The organism is Aestuariivita sp. (genome assembly GCF_021404545.1).
GTDB lineage: Bacteria > Pseudomonadota > Alphaproteobacteria > Rhodobacterales > Rhodobacteraceae > Aestuariivita.
Genome location: NZ_JAAWWD010000045.1, coordinates 1 through 14,584, shown reverse-complemented (window position 1 = coordinate 14,584; position 14,584 = coordinate 1). Strand labels below are relative to the sequence as shown.

19 protein-coding genes and 2 pseudogenes are annotated in these 14,584 nt (G+C 61.4%); 14 read left to right on the top strand and 7 right to left on the bottom strand.

The window, feature by feature from the left end:
• Positions 1–7: 7 nt before the first annotated feature.
• The 3 genes from HEP69_RS15825 to HEP69_RS15815 are packed head-to-tail and all read left to right on the top strand — an operon-like array spanning position 8 to position 1,290.
• Entirely contained in the window at positions 8–409 is a 402-nt protein-coding gene (locus HEP69_RS15825; RefSeq protein WP_290559494.1) for a cytochrome c, read from the top strand.
• A 45-nt stretch (positions 410–454) separates the two neighbouring features.
• A complete protein-coding gene (locus HEP69_RS15820) occupies positions 455–871 on the top strand; it encodes a cytochrome c (RefSeq protein ID WP_290559493.1) in 417 nt (138 codons plus the stop codon).
• Positions 868–1,290, top strand: coding sequence for a c-type cytochrome (locus HEP69_RS15815; protein WP_290559492.1), 423 nt, complete (start codon positions 868–870; stop codon positions 1,288–1,290). Before HEP69_RS15820 ends, HEP69_RS15815 begins: the two co-directional genes overlap by 4 nt.
• An 82-nt stretch (positions 1,291–1,372) precedes the next feature.
• Here HEP69_RS15815 and HEP69_RS15810 read toward each other — a convergent pair whose 3' ends face one another.
• From HEP69_RS15810 to HEP69_RS15800, 3 genes are all read right to left on the bottom strand, one after another.
• Positions 1,373–2,071 carry a hypothetical protein gene (locus HEP69_RS15810; RefSeq protein WP_290559491.1) on the bottom strand — a complete coding sequence of 233 codons (699 nt, stop codon included), beginning with the start codon at positions 2,069–2,071 and terminating at the stop codon, positions 1,373–1,375.
• Between the two features lie 69 nt (positions 2,072–2,140).
• Positions 2,141–2,545, bottom strand: a complete 405-nt coding sequence (locus HEP69_RS15805) for a PaaI family thioesterase (RefSeq protein WP_290559490.1) — start codon at positions 2,543–2,545, stop codon at positions 2,141–2,143.
• Positions 2,546–2,559: 14 nt separating this feature from the next.
• Positions 2,560–3,336, bottom strand: a complete 777-nt coding sequence (locus tag HEP69_RS15800; RefSeq protein ID WP_290559489.1) for a hypothetical protein — start codon at positions 3,334–3,336, stop codon at positions 2,560–2,562.
• Positions 3,337–3,458: 122 nt separating this feature from the next.
• On the opposite strand from HEP69_RS15800, the gene HEP69_RS15795 reads away from it, so the two are divergent.
• Both HEP69_RS15795 and HEP69_RS15790 read left to right on the top strand, forming a co-directional pair.
• A complete protein-coding gene (locus HEP69_RS15795; protein ID WP_290559488.1) occupies positions 3,459–3,860 on the top strand; it encodes a L,D-transpeptidase in 402 nt (133 codons plus the stop codon).
• 10 nt (positions 3,861–3,870) lie between these two features.
• Positions 3,871–4,179: a hypothetical protein gene (locus HEP69_RS15790; RefSeq protein WP_290559487.1), complete on the top strand. Its 309-nt coding sequence runs from the start codon at positions 3,871–3,873 to the stop codon at positions 4,177–4,179.
• A gap of 375 nt (positions 4,180–4,554) precedes the next feature.
• On the opposite strand, the gene HEP69_RS15785 is transcribed toward HEP69_RS15790, so the two are convergent.
• A complete protein-coding gene (locus tag HEP69_RS15785; RefSeq protein ID WP_290559486.1) occupies positions 4,555–5,451 on the bottom strand; it encodes an alpha/beta hydrolase in 897 nt (298 codons plus the stop codon).
• A 122-nt stretch (positions 5,452–5,573) separates the two neighbouring features.
• On the opposite strand from HEP69_RS15785, the gene ppk2 reads away from it, so the two are divergent.
• The 4 genes from ppk2 to HEP69_RS15765 all read left to right on the top strand — a co-directional run bounded on the left by ppk2 (position 5,574) and on the right by HEP69_RS15765 (position 9,580).
• Positions 5,574–6,464 (top strand): polyphosphate kinase 2, encoded by an 891-nt coding sequence (gene ppk2 / locus HEP69_RS15780; protein WP_290559485.1) that lies wholly within the window; start codon positions 5,574–5,576, stop codon positions 6,462–6,464.
• A 194-nt stretch (positions 6,465–6,658) separates the two neighbouring features.
• Positions 6,659–7,282, top strand: coding sequence for a DUF1007 family protein (locus HEP69_RS15775; protein WP_290559484.1), 624 nt, complete (start codon positions 6,659–6,661; stop codon positions 7,280–7,282).
• The gene (locus HEP69_RS15770) at positions 7,270–8,169 is read left to right on the top strand and encodes a hypothetical protein (RefSeq protein WP_290559483.1); all 900 of its coding nucleotides are present in this window, start codon (positions 7,270–7,272) and stop codon (positions 8,167–8,169) included. The genes HEP69_RS15775 and HEP69_RS15770 overlap by 13 nt, the downstream gene beginning before the upstream one ends.
• 55 nt (positions 8,170–8,224) lie before the next feature.
• The gene (locus HEP69_RS15765; protein WP_290559482.1) at positions 8,225–9,580 is read left to right on the top strand and encodes an MATE family efflux transporter; all 1,356 of its coding nucleotides are present in this window, start codon (positions 8,225–8,227) and stop codon (positions 9,578–9,580) included.
• A 152-nt stretch (positions 9,581–9,732) separates the two neighbouring features.
• On the opposite strand, the gene HEP69_RS15760 is transcribed toward HEP69_RS15765, so the two are convergent.
• Together HEP69_RS15760 and HEP69_RS15755 are read right to left on the bottom strand one after the other, a co-directional pair.
• Positions 9,733–10,146, bottom strand: a complete 414-nt coding sequence (locus HEP69_RS15760) for a hypothetical protein (protein ID WP_290559481.1) — start codon at positions 10,144–10,146, stop codon at positions 9,733–9,735.
• 3 nt (positions 10,147–10,149) lie between these two features.
• Positions 10,150–11,352 (bottom strand): pyridoxal phosphate-dependent aminotransferase, encoded by a 1,203-nt coding sequence (locus tag HEP69_RS15755; protein WP_290559480.1) that lies wholly within the window; start codon positions 11,350–11,352, stop codon positions 10,150–10,152.
• A gap of 92 nt (positions 11,353–11,444) precedes the next feature.
• On the opposite strand from HEP69_RS15755, the gene HEP69_RS15750 reads away from it, so the two are divergent.
• The 3 genes from HEP69_RS15750 to HEP69_RS15740 all read left to right on the top strand — a co-directional run bounded on the left by HEP69_RS15750 (position 11,445) and on the right by HEP69_RS15740 (position 12,670).
• Positions 11,445–11,843, top strand: a complete 399-nt coding sequence (locus HEP69_RS15750) for a helix-turn-helix transcriptional regulator (protein WP_290559479.1) — start codon at positions 11,445–11,447, stop codon at positions 11,841–11,843.
• Positions 11,840–12,097 carry a succinate dehydrogenase assembly factor 2 gene (locus HEP69_RS15745; protein WP_290559478.1) on the top strand — a complete coding sequence of 86 codons (258 nt, stop codon included), beginning with the start codon at positions 11,840–11,842 and terminating at the stop codon, positions 12,095–12,097. Before HEP69_RS15750 ends, HEP69_RS15745 begins: the two co-directional genes overlap by 4 nt.
• Positions 12,098–12,172: 75 nt before the next feature.
• Entirely contained in the window at positions 12,173–12,670 is a 498-nt protein-coding gene (locus tag HEP69_RS15740; RefSeq protein WP_290559477.1) for a winged helix DNA-binding protein, read from the top strand.
• A gap of 62 nt (positions 12,671–12,732) precedes the next feature.
• On the opposite strand, the pseudogene HEP69_RS15735 reads toward HEP69_RS15740, so the two are convergent.
• Positions 12,733–12,945, bottom strand: a pseudogene (locus tag HEP69_RS15735) (IS3 family transposase); the annotation flags it as partial.
• A gap of 134 nt (positions 12,946–13,079) precedes the next feature.
• Between HEP69_RS15735 and HEP69_RS15730 the strand changes: the two are divergent.
• A complete protein-coding gene (locus tag HEP69_RS15730) occupies positions 13,080–13,505 on the top strand; it encodes a hypothetical protein (RefSeq protein WP_290559476.1) in 426 nt (141 codons plus the stop codon).
• 99 nt (positions 13,506–13,604) lie between these two features.
• Positions 13,605–14,455 (top strand): annotated as a pseudogene (locus tag HEP69_RS15725) (IS3 family transposase); the annotation flags it as partial.
• Between the last annotated feature and the right edge of the window lie 129 nt (positions 14,456–14,584).

Sequence of the window (14,584 nt, the reverse complement as noted above, 5' to 3'; positions counted from 1 at the left end):
TCGGACCATGCGCAGGTTTGGCATGCATATTCCCTGGGTGGCGCTGGTGGGTCTGACGGCCTGCGCACCGGATCAACCCGCCTCCGGCGCCAAGCTCTACCGTGACAATTGCGTCGCCTGCCATGGTCTGAGCGGCACCGGCGCTGGGCCTTTGGCCGCCGATTTGCCGGTGGCCGCCGCAGATCTTACGGGGCTTTCGGCGCGCAATGGTGGGGAATTTCCCTGGGTTCATGTTATGGCCACCATCCACGGATATCACGGTCAGGACACCCAGCGGCTGATGCCTGGATTCGAGGCGGTCCTCACAGGTCCGACAATCCTGTGGCAGGCTCCGGATGGAAGCACGATACCAACGCCACAGGCGCTGCTTTCGCTTGCGCGGTATGTTGAGACCTTGCAAGCATCGTAATAGTCTGGCGGTCAAATCGGTTGAAATGTGGAGGACGAGGAGAACATGGTAAAAAAGAAATCATCAATCGGATTGGCCGCGGCCATTCTTGTCGCTGGGATCAGCCCCGCATTTGGGGGAGATATCTTGCGCGGCGAGGAGTATTTCCGCCACCACTGCGCCGCCTGTCACGGGGCCGAAGCCGATGGCGTCGGCCCGATGGCCGGTGTTCTCCTGGTGCCGCCGCCAGATCTGACGGTTCTCAGCGCGCGCAATGACGGCGCCTTTCCCACGGTACGGGTGGTCATGCGCATCGATGGGCGCGATCCGCTGGTCAGCCATGGCAGCCCGATGCCGGTTTATGGCCCGTTTTTCCAACAGGGGCCCGATGTGGCATTGAAGGCCGGAACCGGGCAGCCGATTCTGACCAGTGAGCCGATTGCCGATCTGGTCGCCTATCTCAAGCAGGTGCAGGCGCAATGACTGGCTCTGCCTTGTCGGCGCCCACTCTGGCCCTTGGGCTTTTGGCCGGTGTACTGGGGCTGGGGGCCTGCGCGATGCAGGCTGAGATGCCACAACCCTCCGAAGGGGCCAAGCTTTACGCAAATAACTGCGCGGCTTGCCATGGACACCGGGCGATGGGCGACGAACCGCTGATCGGCGGCCAGATTGCGCCGGACCTGACCATGCTGGCATCGCGTAACGACGGCACGTTTCCGCGTGCGGAGGTTTTGTCGCAAATCGACGGCTATGCCAAAGGCACCCATGTGGGTCGGGTCATGCCTGAGTTCGGTGCGGTGTTGACGGGCGAGACGGTGCCGGTCGATATCGAGGGCACACTGACACCGACACCCCGCCCCCTGGCCGCGCTCTTGGCCTATCTGGAAGATGTACAGACCTGAGCGACGCGGTCTGAGGGTGCGCTGCGGGATCACGGGGCGCGTCGGGGACATCCGGCAGACGGTGCGTGGATCTGCCCCTGCCTCAGTTGCAGATCCCCTCCAGTTCCGCGTCTTTCCAGGGCAGCACCACGTCATGAGCGCGGCTTTGCGGCAAACGGCTGACCGGAAAGGCCGCGCTCAGCATCTTGTGCAACCGTTCGGTGCGCGCGGCGTCCGGGGCCAGGGCGCGGCAACAGACATATTCCTCAACGATCGCGCCCTGTTGCTCGAACCCGTAACTGAGAAACGCATGCTCGACCGAAGGGTCGAACAGATAGGGATCGGCGCTTGTGCGATGCTCGGCGGCGGCGCGCAGCGGATGATAGCCGGTGACCGCGCGGTTTTGCCATTGCCAGACATGGGTCATTTCATGGGCCAGCAGCATCGCTTCGATCAGGTGGAGCCGATCAGGATACCGCGGCATGTAATCATCCAGATACCAGTCATTGGTGAAATGGATCCGGTTGAACAGCACGACCGCCGCTGGCCGAGTGGTGATGATCTCGGTGCGTGGCGGCGGCAGGATTCGTTCGCGGCAGGTCACGCGCGGGCGAGCTGGCCTGCGAAAACTCACCGACCCGACCAGCGCGCCCCTGACCAGACGCACCCTGTCCAGATCGACTGCGGGTCCGTGGATTTTTTGGGCGAATGCCCGTTCGGTCGTGGTTAAAGGCCGCCCACAGCCTGCGATCAGGGCCACGATCAAGATCAGGGGTATCAGAAGGGGTCCGCGTGCTCTCATGGTCCGATTGGGCCCGGGGTGGGCCGCAAAAGCAAGACTTCGTTGTCCCTAGTCGCATAACGCGGCGGATCAGGGTGCATAAAGCGTCGCGGTCGCCGTGGCGATAGGCTTGCCGCTCTCCTGCTCGGTCATCTCCGCGTGGGTAAAGACCAGTGCCTTGCCCGCCCGCACCACCGTCGCGCGGCACAGCACAGCGTCGCCTGCGCCGGGGCGCAGGAACTGGGTATCGAGATTGGTGGTGGCATAGAGCTTCAGCTCACCGGCTTTGGCGATGGCCGCCAGCACCATCGCGGTATCGGCGAGCGAGGCCAGCGCCTGGCCGCAAACAATCCCGCCCACCCGCGCGATATGATCGCCCAGCGGCATGCGGAAGGTGGTGGCATCGGGTGTCGTTTCGAGAACCTCGATTTTCAACGCCTTGATCCAAGGGGCGAAATTCTCATCGAGCAGCGTTTGAATGTCTTGTGGTGTCATGGCCCGAGCCTGCCTCAGCGACGGCCTGCTGGCAAGCGTTCGCGCATATCGGCCAGTGACTTGCCCAGACGAAAGGGGGCGGCAAAGGCCACCATGCACAGGGCCGCGATCTGCAACAGCAAGATCCCGGCATTGGACTGAAGAAACTCCCATTCATCCTTGATCCGCGCGACCTGGCCGATCAGCGCCTCATAAGAGGTGGCCAGCACTTGATAGTCCGCAGCGACATCGGGCCGTGTCCGGCGCAGGGTCTCGATTGCAGCCTGTGTTACGTCGTCCAGCGCGGTGAAGGCCAGGAACTGTCCTGGGTCAAAGGCGTCGGCCTCATCGCGCATCTTGGCCAGATCCAGGCCGGTCTCACGCGGGCCAAGGACAAAGTTCAGGCCCTTGAGCGGGGCCGCTGCCTCGGTTATCGAGATAAAGAGCGGCAACTCGGCATTGCTGGCGGTCGAGGCGGACAGGAACTCGGCACGGTCGCACAACGTGGCGGTTGCGGGGCCGGTGCCGTTCTCGCAATACCGCAGGCGGAACCGGGCCGCGTCGCGGTCAAAGGCGGCCGTTGCGGCATAGGCGACATCGATCTGCCGGTTCAGGCGTGAGCTGTCGGACGTGTAGACTCCGGCGACGACCGCGGCAATCGCACCGAACCCGCCCAGCACGACCCACAACAGATCGGCGAGTTTCCACGCGCGACTGCCCGCAGGGTGGCGATAGATGAACGCGGTGCCGATGCATCCTCCGAAAAAGAAGGCCATCAGTAACAAGAGCTGGTTTTCTGCGACAAACGTCATGCGCACAGGTTAGGCGCAGGGTCGGGCCATGGGCAATGGCCGACATCCCCTTTCCTGCGTGCCGGATTGGGCGCTAGACTGTGTCTGGTGTAAGCGGAGGCGGGACCGGCGTGAGATGGGTTGTGAGCATAGCTTTGACGGTATGGGCCGCGACAGCGGCGGCGCAATCGCTGTGGATCGAGGTCGATTTGTCGGAGCAACAGATGATCGTGCGCGACACGCAAGGTCCGCTTTTTAAGTGGCCCGTGTCGACCGCGCGATCGGGCAAATGCACGCCGGTCGGGGTCTATACTCCGTATCTGCTGAAACGGCGCCATTTCTCGACCCTCTATGACGGGGCGCCGATGCCGCATTCGATCTTCTTTTCCGGCAATTACGCTATCCATGGCACAACACAGGTGGATCGGCTGGGCGAACCGGCCTCTGCGGGGTGCATCCGTCTCGCGCCAGAGAACGCCGAAGTGCTGTTTGAGCGGCTGCTGGAAGTCGGCAAAGAGGACACCCGCGTGGTGATCAAGGAATAGGAGCGCACCAATGATCATGGAACTTGTGGAATTCGACCGGCCCAACGGGTTCACGGATGCCGATCTATTGGACGATGCGCGCGGCACGGTGGATCACTGGCGGGCGAACCCTGACCTGATCCGCAAGCATTTCATTACCGATGGGCCAACGGTGATGGGCGTCTATGTCTGGCCCAGCCGCGCAGCGGCAGAGGTGGCCCATGACGCGGCCTGGGTGGCGCGCTTTCGGGAGCGGACCGGCGTGGAGCCGCGGATCCGCTATTTCGACATGTTCATGGTGATCGACAATGTGGCGGGCGAGGTGACCGAATACGCGTGATCCGCTCCCTTTCTTGGTGGGGGGACGGGTCCGGCTGATGCCGTGACGAATCAGACGGGCCTGTGGCCGCGCGAGAGACTTGCCGAGTGCTGCGGGCAAAGCATCCAGGAAGACCGCCCCTCAGGCCTCACTGTCACGCCGACGCGGTCCTGGAGAATTTGCGTTTCAAGAGGGTCGACCCGCCTACGGTCGTACCCGCGACACTGGAGCGCCAGGGTGTGGCCGTAAGCGGGCTATCGCTCGCAACAGCGGCTCAGACCGCGGCAAATATGGCCAGTGCGATGGCCAGCGTACAAATGGCAATTGCAAAACGGGGCATTGGAAATCCCTTTCCTAAATGCCCTCAGTCTCGACCTGTCGCCGCTCTGGCGATAGTCAGGTATTCCCCACCCTACGGTCAGCACACCATTCCGCAATGATCTGCGCCAGGCGATCCGGTTTCTGATGCGCCAGCCAATGATCGGCGCCGGCCAATGTCACGCGTGTCAGATCCGGCGCAAAATCCTCAAGCCCGTCGGTCGCCTCCGGCAAAAGGGCAGTGTCGTTCTCACCCCAGATCAGCAGATGTGGCTGCCTGACCTGCAACCGGTCTAGCGGGAAGTCGGGCAGGTCGGTGTGCGGCACACCCGGTTCGGCCACAATCAGCGGTGAGGCGCGATACCAATGCACCATCGTCTTCATCCGGCCCGGGCGCGCCCATTCGGTGTGATACGCCTCCAACGTGTCTCCGGTGAGCCAGCTCATATCCATATGTGCCGAAAATAGCTGTTTCAGCTTGGCAAAATCGTTTTCCGCCAGGGCGTCCTCCGACCCGTCCTGGCGCAGCCAGAGGATGTATTGCGAGGCCTCTGCTTGCGCGCCGCCCGCCGCCAGGGCGCGTTGAAAAGGCACGGGATGCACTCCGTTGGCGATGATCAGCCGTGCCACCAGCGGCGCGTGCCACATGGCCAGCCCATAAGCCACCGCCGCCCCCCAGTCATGGCCCAGAACGGTGACGGGGCCACTGCCCAGCCCGGTCACCAGTTCGGCCATGTCCCGGGTCAGGGCCGACGCAGTGTAGGCCCGCACATCATCCGGCCCACCCGTGCGCCCATAGCCGCGTTGATCGGGGGCGATGCAGTGAAATCGGTCGGCAAGCCGAAGGGCCAGCGCCTCCCACGCGCCGCCAAACTCGGGAAAGCCGTGCAACATCAGTAATACGGGTGCATCCGCCGCGCCCCAGTGACGGGCAAAGACGGGACCATGAGAGGTATTGTGCCAAATCTCGCGCATGGCGGGACCGTGGCCTGCCGCACGTCGGTTTGCAAGCCGACTCCCTGCGGACGGTTTGATACGGATCAAGGACTATTTAACATAAATCTGTCAGGCGACACTCACCCAGCAAGGAGAGCCAGATGAGTAGCGGACCACAAACCACCGCCGCCAAGCCATCCCCCAACGGCACAGCACCGACACCTGAGCAGGTACGGCGCGCTTTTGAAAGCGGTCGATACCCCTATCGTCGCAAAATGGGGCGCCGCCAGTATGAGGCGGAAAAGGCCAAGCTTCAGGCCGAGTTGCTGAAAGTGCAGCTTTGGGCGCAGGAGACAGGGCAGAAATTCGTTCTGCTTTTTGAAGGGCGCGATGCGGCCGGCAAGGGCGGCACGATCAAACGGTTTACCGAACATCTCAACCCCCGAACCGCGCGGGTTGTGGCGCTGAACAAGCCCACGGATGAGGAGCGCGGCCAGTGGTACTTCCAGCGCTATGTCGAGCATCTGCCGACATCCGGCGAGATGGTTCTCTATGATCGCAGTTGGTACAATCGTGCCGGGGTCGAGCGTGTGATGTCCTTTTGCGCGCCGACGGAATATCTGGAGTTCATGCGCCAGACGCCGGACTTTGAACGCATGCTCACCCGGTCGGGCATCCGGCTTTACAAATACTGGTTCTCGGTCACGCAGGCTGAACAGAAACGCCGCTTCGCCGCTCGCGAAACGGACCCGCTCAAGCGATGGAAACTGTCGCCGATCGATATGGCCAGCCTGGATAAATGGGAGGAATACACCGAGGCCAAGGAGGCGATGTTCTTTTACACCGACACTGCCGATGCGCCCTGGACGGTGGTGAAATCCAATGACAAGAAGCGCGCGCGCCTGAACTCGATGCGCCATTTTCTGGCGTCGCTGCCTTATCCAGACAAAGACACCGGCGTGGTAGGAGAGCCCGACCCGCTGATTGTGGGCCAGGCCCATCATGTGATCGACAACGCTCACCCGGTCCTGATGTCATCGTTGCGCTCCTAGAGGGTCGGTATCGCTCGCACGATGTTTATGGTGTGCCAAGGTCGAGCCGATGCCAGACCCGCCCCAGATGCGGCGGCGCCCTATGGATCGGCACTGGAGTTCAGCAGGATCGGCGGCGATAGGCCGACGCTCTTGTCGCGGGGCGGCGAGGTTTCTACATTCGGGGCATGTGGGGGCGTGCGCGAACCGGATCAATGGCGGGTCTGACCTGTCTGATGCTGTGGCCGGTGGCGGGTGCGGCCCACCCTCATGTCTTTGTCGATACCGGGATCAAGCTGGTATTGGATGACCAGGGCCAACTGGCCGGCGTCGAGGTCAGCTGGGCCTATGACGCGCTCTATTCGATGCTCACATTCGAGGATATGGGTCTCGATAACGACTATGACGGCCGGCTGAACTCGGCCGAGCTGGGCTTTCTCAATGGGTTTGATTTGAACTGGGTCGAAGGCTTTGAAGGGGATCTTCATCTCGAAGCCGCTGGCGTTCCGATTGCGCTGGGCGCCCCGGAAGGGCGCGGCGTAACAGTCGAGGACGCGCGGATCGTCTCGACCCATTACCGCCCGTTGGTGAACCCCACCGAGGCCGATGGGCTGATCCTGCGCGCCTATGATCCGACTTTCTATACCGCTTATGATCTGACGCGTGGCGTCACCGCAGGAGAGGGGTGCCGGGCCGAAGTCACCCCTGCCGATCTCGACGCCGCCTACACCCTGGTCGAAGAGATGCTCTATGCCATGCCCGCGGCGGACGCCGAGGAAAGCTTCCCCGAAGTGGGCGCGGCATTCGCTGACACGGTGGTGATCCGATGCGATGGCTGATCTGGACCGCGTCGGCGGGCATTGTCGGCCTGGCGGTTTGGCTTTGGGGCTTTGGCGGATCAGATCAGGTCGCCCGGATGGCCGCTGCAGGCCAGCGAGACGCGCAATCTGCAATGGCCGCGGCCCTGCGTGCGCTGCGGGGGGGCGAGCCGGGCGCAATTGCGAGCCTTCTTGGCTTGTGCTTTGCCTATGGCCTCTTTCACGCGGCGGGGCCTGGTCATGGCAAGCTGGTGATTGGCGGGTACGGCGTGGCGCGGCGTGTTCCGGTTCTGCGCCTGTCGGTATTGGCGCTTGCCTCGTCGCTTGCGCAAGCGGTCACGGCGGTGGCGCTGGTCTATGCCGCGCTCGGTCTTCTGGACTGGGGGCGTGAGCAACTGGTGGGTGCCGCCGAAGAGGTGTTGGCCCCGCTCTCCTTTGCCCTGATCGCGGCAGTTGGCGCGTGGCTTGCAATGCGCGGAGCGCGCCGGTTTTGGCGTGCCCGCCAGACCACCGATCATGTCCATGTGCAGGGCCCCGATGGTACCTGCGAAGGCTGCGGGCACAAGCATGGCCCCACGGTCGAGGAGGCGGCCTCTGTCCGCTCGTTGCGTGACGCGCTGGTTGTGATCGGCGCCGTTGCGGTTCGGCCATGTACAGGGGCGATTTTCGTTCTGATCCTGACCTGGCAGATGGGTATCCCGGTGGCGGGTATATTGGGCGCGTTTGCGATGGCGCTGGGCACGGCCTGCGTGACGATAGGTGTTGCGCTGGCGGCCGTGACGCTGCGCGAGGGCGCCTTGGCGCGCTGGCAGGGAACCGGCGCGCTGCGCGCAACGGCGGTGCTCGAAGTGATGGCGGGTCTCGTGATCGCCATGGTGGCTTTGCAACTGACGGTCTCGCTCATCTGACCTCTTGCGGGGAAACGGCAATCGGCCTACGGCTGGGGCCATGAGTGCCGCGTCGATGACATATACTGCGCATATGCGCGCCGTTCTGATGCTGGGCCTGCCGCTGGTTGGCGGGCATTTGGCACAGTTTGCGATCGGGCTTACCGACACCGTCATGTTGGGCTGGTACGGGGTGGAGGCACTGGCCGCCGTGACACTTGCGGGAACCTATTTCTTTGTCCTCTTCCTGATGGGATCGGGCTTTGCCTGGGCAGTGATGCCGATGGTCGCCGCGTTCGAGGCGGAAGGCGATCAAACGAACCTGCGCCGCGCCACGCGGATGGGTCTGTGGCTGTCGGTGCTTTTTGCAGCGGTAACGATCCCCCTCTTGTGGTGGTCCGAACCGATTCTTCTGATGCTGGGTCAGCAGACCTCGGTCGCGTCAGATGCCGCAGAGTACTTGCGCATTGCGGGCTGGGGTATTTTTCCGGCCCTCGTGATGATGGTTCTGAAATCCTATCTCGCCGCGCTGGCCAAGACCCAGGCGGTGCTCTGGATGACCGTTCTGGCGGCTATCGTGAATGGCATCTTCAACTACGCGCTGATCTTTGGCAATTGGGGTGCGCCCGAGCTGGGGCTGGGCGGGGCCGCCATTGCATCGGTCATCACCCAGATCGTGGCGATGGGCGGCATGATGATCTACGCGGTGCTGGTGCTGCCGCAACATGCGCTCTTCCAGCGGCTCTGGCGGCCGGATTGGGAGATGTTCCGCAAGGTGTTCTGGCTGGGTCTGCCCATCGGGCTGACGCTACTGAGCGAGGTGAGCCTCTTTGCCGCCTCGGCGTTGATGATGGGCTGGCTGGGCACGATTGAACTCGCAGCACACGGGGTCGCGGTGCAACTGGCCAGTGCGACGTTCATGCTGCATCTGGGCCTCGCCAACGCAGCCACGATCCGCGCCAGCCAAGCCTATGCACTGCGCGACCGGTTGCACATGTCGCGCGGCGCGCTCTCGGTGATCGGGCTGTCGCTGGTGGCGGCGTTGCTGACGGTGACGGTGTTTCTGAGCCTGCCCGAGCCGCTCATCTCGGTCTTTGTGGAACCCGATGACCCGGCTCGGGCCGAGATCATCGCCATTGGTGTCGGTCTGCTGGCGATGGCGGCGCTCTTTCAACTGGTCGATGGCGCGCAGGTCATCGCGCTGGGTCTGTTGCGCGGGATGCAGGATACCGGCAAACCGATGGTGATCGCAGCGCTGAGTTATTGGGTCGTGGGTATCCCGGCCAGTTACATCCTGGGATTTCCAATGGGGCTGGAGGGCATCGGGATCTGGTTGGGTCTGGTCCTGGGACTTGCCTGCGCGGGTGTCCTGCTGATGATCCGGTTTTGGGGGACATCCATCTCAACCCTTGACGCGGGTCAGCTGGCGTAAGGCTTATGGGGCTCTGCCCCCGCGCTGCGCGCTCCCCCGAGAATATTTAGAGCCAGAAGAAGCCCAGAACAGCACCTTTTGCTTCTTCTGGCTCTAAATATTCCCGGAGCGCGAGGCAGAGCCTCGCAAAACGCAATCGGAATGTGAGCGGGTCAATCGGCCCCCTTGGCCTTCATCAGCCGATCGGCTTTCTTGCGGACCAGGACCGATCGCAGATCGTGCATGGCCAGCAGAAGATCGTCTGTGACAGCATCAAGCTGCTCGTCTGTTGCCCTGGATTGTACCCACTGCGCGGTTTGGTTCATGTAATCGATCGCCCGCAGGATATCATCGATATCGCGATGGGCCAGAAGCTCGATCCGCTCTTGCATCCAGGCCTTGATCCTATCTAGATCCCGATCTGAAAGCGTGCGGTCGCCATGCGGCCTAATCTCGCCATTGCGGATATTGACGACTGCGATTTGGTCCATCTCTATGCGCCGCTGACGGTTTCCGTTATCGACACGGAACACCATCGCGCCGTTTTCGCGGACCCGAAAGAAATAGTCTGGGAGATCGCCTGACATCTTCTAACTCAGTGCCGCGCAGAAATTCTGGATCCTGCGGCAGGCCTCGGTCAAGGCCGCATCCGAGGTTGCATAGCTGATCCGGAAATTGGGCGACAGGCCAAAGGCCGCGCCGAAGACCACTGCGACTTCCGCCTCTTCCAGGAGAGCGGTCGCAAAGACCTCGTCATTGTCAATCACCGTGCCTGCGGGCGTCGTCTTGCCGAGTAGCCCTTTGATCGAGGGGTAGACGTAGAAGGCCCCTTCCGGCACCGGGCATGTGACCCCGTCGATCTGGGAAAGCGCGTCGATCACCAGATCGCGGCGCCTTTTGAAGACCTCGTTATTGGCGGCCAGAAATTCCTGTGGCCCGTTCAGCGCCTCGACCGCTGCCCATTGGCTGATCGAACAGGGGTTGGATGTCGATTGCGACTGTATCTTGCGCATGGCGGCGATCAGACCCTCGGGGCCTGCCGCATAGCCGATCCGCCAGCCGGTCATCGCATAGGCCTTGGAGACGCCGTTGACTGTCAGCGTGCGGCCATAGAGCGCAGGCTCGACCTCGACCGGGGTGCAGAATGTGAACCCATCATAGGCCAGATGTTCATACATGTCATCTGTCATCACCCAGACATGGGGGTGGCGCATCAGAACATCTGTCAGTTCTTTGAGCGTATCGCGGGAGTATCCGGCGCCGGTGGGATTGGAGGGTGAGTTGAAAATCAGCCATTTGGTGCGCGGAGTGATTGCCGCTTCGAGTTCGGTTGGCGTGAGTTTGAAGGCGTTCTCCAATGATGCCTCGGCGATCACCGGCTCCCCTCCGGCCAGTTTGACCATATCGGGATAGCTGACCCAATAGGGTGCGGGGATCACCACCTCGTCGCCAGGGTTCAGCGTTGCCATCAACGCATTGTAGAGGATTTGTTTGCCGCCCGTACCGACGCTCACCTGAGATGGGACATAATCCAGGCCGTTATCGCGCTTGAACTTGGCGCAGATCGCCTCTTTCAGCTCTGGGATGCCATCGACGGCAGTGTATTTCGTCCGGCCTGCCGCGATCGCTGCGACGGCCGCATCCTTTATGTTCTGGGGCGTGTCGAAATCCGGCTCTCCGGCGCCCAGGCCGATCACGTCGCGCCCTTGGGCCTTGAGCTCGCGCGCCTTGTTGGTGACGGCGATTGTCGGTGACGGCTTCACCCGATCCAGTGTCGCAGAGAGAAAGGTCATGTCGTCCCCGGATTTGTATGTTCCCAGCACATGTCATAGGGTGCCCATCACACCCGTTCAAGCGACATCACCATTCCCTGGAGAGACATCCGATGCCCGACAGCGCAACCGATTGGTATGGACCCGATACAGCCACCTTTGGGGATCGCGTGGCCGGGGCACGGGAGGCCGCCAGGATCAGCCAGCCAGAACTCGCCCGCAAGCTGGGGGTGCGAAAGGACACGGTGGTGTCCTGGGAGGAGGATCGATCCGAACCACGTGCCAACAAGCTGTCGATGATGGCGGGGGTCTTGAATGTCTCGATCATCTGGCTCCTGACCGGAGAGGGCGAGGGCGATGTGGCGCCGCCTGGCGATGCGGCGGGTGTCCCCGACCTCAAGGGAGTGCTGTCCGATCTGCGCAATCTGCGGGCCGAACTGGCCGCGGCCGAGAGCCGGGCGGGTGCGTTGGAGGCGCGTCTGGCCAAGCTTGCCGGAGACGTTGCGGAATGAGTGAGACGCCAGAGGCGCAGATCAAACGCCTGAAGATGCGCTCGATGCGTCGCGGGATCAAAGAGATGGACCTTATTCTGTCGGCTTATGCCGAACGCATGCTTGATGGGATGGATGAGGCGGAGCTTGCCCTTTACGACCGGCTTTTGCAGGAAAACGACCAGGATCTTTATCAATGGGTGACAGGGCAGGCAGATGTGCCCGAGGAATATGGCCATTTGGTCGCTGATATCGCGCAAACCTTTCAAAAATAAAAATAAATCCGCTTAACCTTATATTCGGTTTTTTTGATCATTCTGCCCGGGGAGCAGAAAAAGTCGGAGAGCCTAATGAAAATGAGCGCGCAGCCCGGATTGGCTATTCAACGCGATTTCATGGCGAGTTATCTGGAGTCCCTGGCGTTGGTTGAGCGATTGCACAGGCTGTTGCTGGACGTGATCAAGGACGAGTTTGAACGTGTCGGTGTTTTGGAGATCAACGCGGTACAGGCACTGTTGTTGTTCAATATCGGGGATAACGAGGTCACCGCGGGCGAGTTGAAGAGCCGCGGCTATTATCAAGGCAGCAATGTCAGCTACAACCTGAAGAAGCTGGTCGAAATGGGCTATATGCACCACCAGCGCTGCGAGATTGACCGCCGGTCGGTTCGGGTCCGCCTGACCGAAAAGGGTCGGGAAATCCGCGAAGTGGTCGAGACCCTTTTTTCCCGACATGCCACGGGTCTGGAGGATAAAGGTGTGTTGGACATCGCTGGTATCGAAGACATCACAAGCGCGCTGAAGCGGGTGGAGCGTTACTGGACCGACCAAATCCGTTACATCTATTGAGCAGATAGCAACCAAGGGCACCGGTAGGGCTGGAGCGGGCGCTCTGAATTATCCCTAGTTTCCTAGATACCTTCTTGGTTCAGATTACGCTGCCTGTGCTCGAAGTCGGCAGGCGACAGCATAGCGTTTCTGACATGTTTGCGTTTCGGATTATAGACCATTTCGATGTGGTCGAAGATGTCCTGCCTGGCTTGCTCATGGGTTTTGTAGGTGAGGCGGCGAATGGGTTCACGTTTAAGCAGGTTGAAGACGCTCTGTGCGACGGCGTTGTCATGACGGAACCGCCCCTTGTTTGCCGGTGGCTCCAACTCATGAGCAAGATGGAGCATCATGACACAGACAACGAACAAGTATTCACCAGAAGTGCCCGAACGTGCTGTGCGGATGGTATTGGATGGCGTGGGGCCGCATGAGAGCCGTTGGTCCACTGCCCGGCAGGCGATTGCGAAGCAATCTGCCGAGAGGGGCGATTGTATCGATTTCATCGAATATTGTCTGCGCGGCGCAGACGCTAAAGGAAGGGGTCAAGAAGGTCGAAGTGGATCGGCGTGAGCGCGGCGGCATCACCACCGAACAAGCCGAGAAGCTGAAGGCCCTGGCACGCGAAGTGCGCGAGTTGAAGCAGGCCAATGAGATCCTGCGCAAAGCGTCCGCATATTTTGACCCCGCTCTCATCGCCGCAAGCGGCGACTGCCGCGCAGCGGGACGGAGCTCGACGGCCGCTTCAAACGATGATCCGGTTCATACACTGCCCGGCAGTCGAAACGCAGTTTCGATGAGAGGGGAAGATCACCGGGGTGATCATGGGGGCGAGCCAATCTGTCCCACTGCCTGACAGGGTATTGCGCAGCAATGCACGAGAAGGGTGTTTTGCCGATTGCCCCATCTATTACCCGGCAGGCGAATTGCGCAGCAATTCTGCCGAGAGGGCACGTTCTATGGTCATTTGGCAAAGCGCGCTGACCCTTCGCGCCTCTCGGATCGCGCCAAGCGTGACGAAGAACTGAAGCCCGAGATCGAGCGTGTCTTTGAGCAGAACCTCAGCGTCTATGGCGTTCGCAAGGTTTGGCACCAGATGCGGCGGGCAGGTTTCGATGTGGCCAGATGCACTGTCGCACGGATGATGAAGGATTTGGGCCTTGAAGGCCCCTCTCGGCAGATTTGCCTTGCAAATCGCCTGCCGGGCCATGGTTGTGCGCGGCAAAAAGCCAAAGACAACGATCCCGGACAAGTCCCGGCCATGCCCGCTGGACAAGATGAACCGCCAATTCCACGCGCCTGTACCAAACATACTTTGGGTCAGCGATTTCACATATGTCACAACCTGGCAGGGTTTTGTGTATGTGGCCTCCGTCATCGATGTCTTTGCGCGCCGCATCGTTGGCTGGCGCGTCAGCCGCCGGGTTTGTCCTCGACGCTCTGGAACAGGCCGTGCATCAACGCCGACCCGGTTCCGGCCTGACCCACCAGTCCGACCGCGGATCGCACTATCTGTCCATTCGCTACACCGAGCGCCTGGCCAAAGCAGGGATCGAACCGTCCGTTGGCAGCGTGGGGGACGGTTACGACACCGCTCTGGCCGAGACGATCAACGGACTGTTCAAGGCAGAGGTCATTCATCGTCATGGACCATGGCGCAGCTTTGACGCCCTGGAAGGCGCCACATTGGAATGGGTCGACTGGTTCAACAACCGCCGACTGCTGGAACCCATCGGAAACATCCCGCCAGCAAAAGCCGAGGCAAACGTCTACGCGGCCCTGGAAAGAGCAAACATGGCCGCGTAACTAAGATCAATCAGCCTCCGGCAAACCCGGCGCGGTTCACAGGTCTAACAAAGCAGAACGCATGGTCCTAATAAAACCCGGCAGCTGCCGACAAAATAGAGGAGCGAAGCACACGGAGACGTAGTACGA

Coding starts and splice junctions, on each gene's coding strand:
- ppk2 (WP_290559485.1), top strand. CDS start 5,574: ATGAGTAGCGGACCACAAACCACCGCCGCCAAGCCATCCCCCAACGGC.
- HEP69_RS15785 (WP_290559486.1), bottom strand. CDS start 5,451: ATGCGCGAGATTTGGCACAATACCTCTCATGGTCCCGTCTTTGCCCGT.
- HEP69_RS15775 (WP_290559484.1), top strand. CDS start 6,659: ATGGCGGGTCTGACCTGTCTGATGCTGTGGCCGGTGGCGGGTGCGGCC.
- HEP69_RS15765 (WP_290559482.1), top strand. CDS start 8,225: ATGACATATACTGCGCATATGCGCGCCGTTCTGATGCTGGGCCTGCCG.
- HEP69_RS15755 (WP_290559480.1), bottom strand. CDS start 11,352: ATGACCTTTCTCTCTGCGACACTGGATCGGGTGAAGCCGTCACCGACA.
- HEP69_RS15825 (WP_290559494.1), top strand. CDS start 8: ATGCGCAGGTTTGGCATGCATATTCCCTGGGTGGCGCTGGTGGGTCTG.
- HEP69_RS15800 (WP_290559489.1), bottom strand. CDS start 3,336: ATGACGTTTGTCGCAGAAAACCAGCTCTTGTTACTGATGGCCTTCTTT.
- HEP69_RS15820 (WP_290559493.1), top strand. CDS start 455: ATGGTAAAAAAGAAATCATCAATCGGATTGGCCGCGGCCATTCTTGTC.
- HEP69_RS15815 (WP_290559492.1), top strand. CDS start 868: ATGACTGGCTCTGCCTTGTCGGCGCCCACTCTGGCCCTTGGGCTTTTG.
- HEP69_RS15750 (WP_290559479.1), top strand. CDS start 11,445: ATGCCCGACAGCGCAACCGATTGGTATGGACCCGATACAGCCACCTTT.
- HEP69_RS15740 (WP_290559477.1), top strand. CDS start 12,173: ATGAAAATGAGCGCGCAGCCCGGATTGGCTATTCAACGCGATTTCATG.
- HEP69_RS15745 (WP_290559478.1), top strand. CDS start 11,840: ATGAGTGAGACGCCAGAGGCGCAGATCAAACGCCTGAAGATGCGCTCG.
- HEP69_RS15805 (WP_290559490.1), bottom strand. CDS start 2,545: ATGACACCACAAGACATTCAAACGCTGCTCGATGAGAATTTCGCCCCT.
- HEP69_RS15790 (WP_290559487.1), top strand. CDS start 3,871: ATGATCATGGAACTTGTGGAATTCGACCGGCCCAACGGGTTCACGGAT.
- HEP69_RS15730 (WP_290559476.1), top strand. CDS start 13,080: ATGAGAGCCGTTGGTCCACTGCCCGGCAGGCGATTGCGAAGCAATCTG.
- HEP69_RS15760 (WP_290559481.1), bottom strand. CDS start 10,146: ATGTCAGGCGATCTCCCAGACTATTTCTTTCGGGTCCGCGAAAACGGC.
- HEP69_RS15810 (WP_290559491.1), bottom strand. CDS start 2,071: ATGAGAGCACGCGGACCCCTTCTGATACCCCTGATCTTGATCGTGGCC.
- HEP69_RS15770 (WP_290559483.1), top strand. CDS start 7,270: ATGCGATGGCTGATCTGGACCGCGTCGGCGGGCATTGTCGGCCTGGCG.